Origin of the sequence: Coprococcus intestinihominis, from assembly GCF_040096555.1 — a bacterium.
Classification (GTDB): Bacteria; Bacillota; Clostridia; order Lachnospirales; family Lachnospiraceae; genus Coprococcus_A; species Coprococcus_A intestinihominis.
This window is the reverse complement of record NZ_JBBMEK010000360.1, coordinates 1-2,471: the sequence shown is the minus strand read 5'-3', so window position 1 is coordinate 2,471 and position 2,471 is coordinate 1. Positions and strand designations below refer to the sequence as shown.

The window sequence follows — 2,471 nt, the reverse complement described above, 5'->3', positions numbered from 1 at the left end:
ACTGTTACGCCAGGCCAGTTACCTACAAACTGGTTAGAACCCGTTAATGCGTTGAACAATGTTGTTTTACCGCAGTTTGGGTTGCCGGCAAGTGCAATTCTGATTGCCATTTTTTTACCTCCAGATTTTCAACAATTAGAACAGTTAAAACAAACGATAAGGTTTGATTAAGCTAACCTTATGCCCTAAAAAAAGGTTCAATATTTACTGAACCTCAATCAGCTCTGCGTCAGCTTTACGCAAAGATAATTCATATCCTCTGACTGTTACTTCTATCGGATCACCAAGCGGTGCCACTTTACGAACATAGACGGATGTGCCTTTTGTCAGACCCATATCCATGATACGTCTCTTAATAGCGCCTACACCTGTAATCTTTGAAACTGTGACAGTCTGGCCGACCCCTGCATTTCTAAGTGTCATGGCTTTGTCTCCTCTCTTATCTGAATGCGCATGCATTCTATCTATACAGACATCCGATTAACGATTCACCGTAATCTTGGATGCCATGCCACGATTCAAGGCTACTCTTGAACCTTTGACAGCAATAATCATACCGGCATCTGTATTGCCGACAACTTCAACATCTGTTCCGGCAGCAAATCCCAGATTATGCAGATGATGGATAACATCTTCCTTGCCGCGGATATCTGTGATCGTACCTGACTCTCCTACACCTAATAAAGCTAAAGGCATCATGTTTCCTCCTTTAATTCAGGTCCATGTATGCAGAACCTTGTGCATTTATTGATAACGGCTATCATTTACATTGTTATTATACGCATTCGCAAGGTTAGTGTCAACTATCTTCTTTAGTTTTATTGAAAAATATTCTCATTTTCATCTATTTCAATACAATTTTGTAAGTTCTTACTGAAAAATCCTTTCAATATTAGCCACTCATTGAAAAAATTTACCTATATCACACTTAAACCTTACTGAGATTACAGATAAGCCTTTGATAGACTGGCCCAATATATGCTATACTCTATTTATATCTATTGTGAACCGCTAAAATCCCAATCCAAACACGCCAGGGTTCTCAATCTCTATAAAAGGAGTACTGCCATGCCAAGCATTATCTTTCATTTAACTGAAGCCAAGCTCATCACTCAACACCTGCGCGAGGCATCTGCTGATTACCCGTTTACCCATATACACGGGTGGCAGAACGATTTCACCATCGGAAGTATCCTGCCCGATGCCATTCCACGTCCATTAAAATATAAGACCCATTTCTGGCATCCGTCTGATTTCTCCCATGTGGTGATCGCACCAGATCTTAATTTATGGCAGAAAACATATCCGAATACCCTGAAAGAACCGATGCTGATCGGCTATCTTGCCCATCTTCATCTGGATTATCTGTATTTCACCGAGTATCTGCCATCTATTGTCCGCTTTTTAAATGAACAGGGACTGGATGAAACAGAATCTTTAAAGGCAGTCTCTGTCCAAATCCGTCAAACAGGGGAACAGATGCCTGTGATGACCTTTTTCTCCAAAGATTATTTTTACGGTGACTATATCCGGATGAGTCCGCATCTTATTGAGAAATATCATCTTTCCATGCCTGCTTCACCAATCCATCCATGGCCGGTGAATGAGACAGATTTTGCCGCCTATCGCCAGTTCTGCAAACTGGCTGCTGCCGATCTGTCACTGGACATAAAAAAAGAGCCGGTCAGGATATTCGACCCGACCGACTTCGAAAGCTTTGTAAATAAAGCTGCTGAAACATTTATTCAACAGTTTATCCGATAGTTTTTATAATCGTTTACTCTGTTTGCACTACGATTTACCGTTTCAATCTGCAGCACACCGTATTATTTGCTGTCTATCACTTCAAGCATTTTATGCCGCAACAATTTTCTCAAACTCACGGAGTTTCTGCTTTGCTTCCGGACTCAGATTACGCGGAACCTGAATCTGAACAGCTGCATACATATCACCATGAACAGACGGATCCTTCATGGAAACAATGCCTTTGCCACGGAGTCTGATCTTGCTGCCCGACTGAATACCGGCAGGAATCTTGCATTTCACACTGCCCTTCAGAGTATTCACAATGGCCTCACCGCCAAAAACAGCAGTTGTGAACGGAACAGAAATTGTTGTATAAACATCCATGCCTTTCCGCTCATATCCCGGCTTCTCATCTACGTGGATCTTCAAAAGCAGATCGCCTGCTTCGCCGCCATTCATACCCGGACCACCTTTGCCGCGAAGACGGATACTCTTGCCATCCTCAATGCCTGCCGGTACACGCACCTTCAGGCTCTGAGCCGGAGTACCCTGCCCACTGCTTAAATTAATCACTTTCTCACAGCCAAAGGCTGCATCTTCAAAGCTGACCCTGATCTCTGCATGAAGATCCTGCCCCTTGCTCTTGAAACTGCCGCCGCCAAAACCGCTGCCATAGCTCTGCTTGAATCCCTGGCCGCCGAAACCGCTGCTACTTCTGCCATGGA

At 43.5% G+C, this 2,471-nt stretch carries 5 protein-coding genes; 1 reads left to right on the top strand and 4 read right to left on the bottom strand.

Going from position 1 to position 2,471, the window contains the following annotated elements:
• The 3 genes from WMO25_RS17125 to WMO25_RS17115 all read right to left on the bottom strand — a co-directional run.
• Positions 1–110, bottom strand: a 110-nt coding sequence (locus WMO25_RS17125; protein ID WP_349086375.1) for a FeoB small GTPase domain-containing protein, incomplete at its 3' end; no start/stop codon positions are given.
• Between the two features lie 94 nt (positions 111–204).
• Positions 205–423: a FeoA family protein gene (locus tag WMO25_RS17120; RefSeq protein ID WP_349086374.1), complete on the bottom strand. Its 219-nt coding sequence runs from the start codon at positions 421–423 to the stop codon at positions 205–207.
• 57 nt (positions 424–480) lie between these two features.
• Positions 481–699: a FeoA family protein gene (locus tag WMO25_RS17115; protein ID WP_227081356.1), complete on the bottom strand. Its 219-nt coding sequence runs from the start codon at positions 697–699 to the stop codon at positions 481–483.
• A 369-nt stretch (positions 700–1,068) separates the two neighbouring features.
• Between WMO25_RS17115 and WMO25_RS17110 the strand changes: the two genes are divergently transcribed.
• Positions 1,069–1,764, top strand: coding sequence for a hypothetical protein (locus WMO25_RS17110; protein WP_349086372.1), 696 nt, complete (start codon positions 1,069–1,071; stop codon positions 1,762–1,764).
• Between the two features lie 90 nt (positions 1,765–1,854).
• On the opposite strand, the gene WMO25_RS17105 is transcribed toward WMO25_RS17110, so the two are convergent.
• On the bottom strand, positions 1,855–2,471 hold a 617-nt coding region (locus WMO25_RS17105), incomplete at its 5' end, for a J domain-containing protein (protein WP_349086371.1).

Coding starts and splice junctions, on each gene's coding strand:
- WMO25_RS17120 (WP_349086374.1), bottom strand. CDS start 423: ATGACACTTAGAAATGCAGGGGTCGGCCAGACTGTCACAGTTTCAAAG.
- WMO25_RS17115 (WP_227081356.1), bottom strand. CDS start 699: ATGATGCCTTTAGCTTTATTAGGTGTAGGAGAGTCAGGTACGATCACA.
- WMO25_RS17110 (WP_349086372.1), top strand. CDS start 1,069: ATGCCAAGCATTATCTTTCATTTAACTGAAGCCAAGCTCATCACTCAA.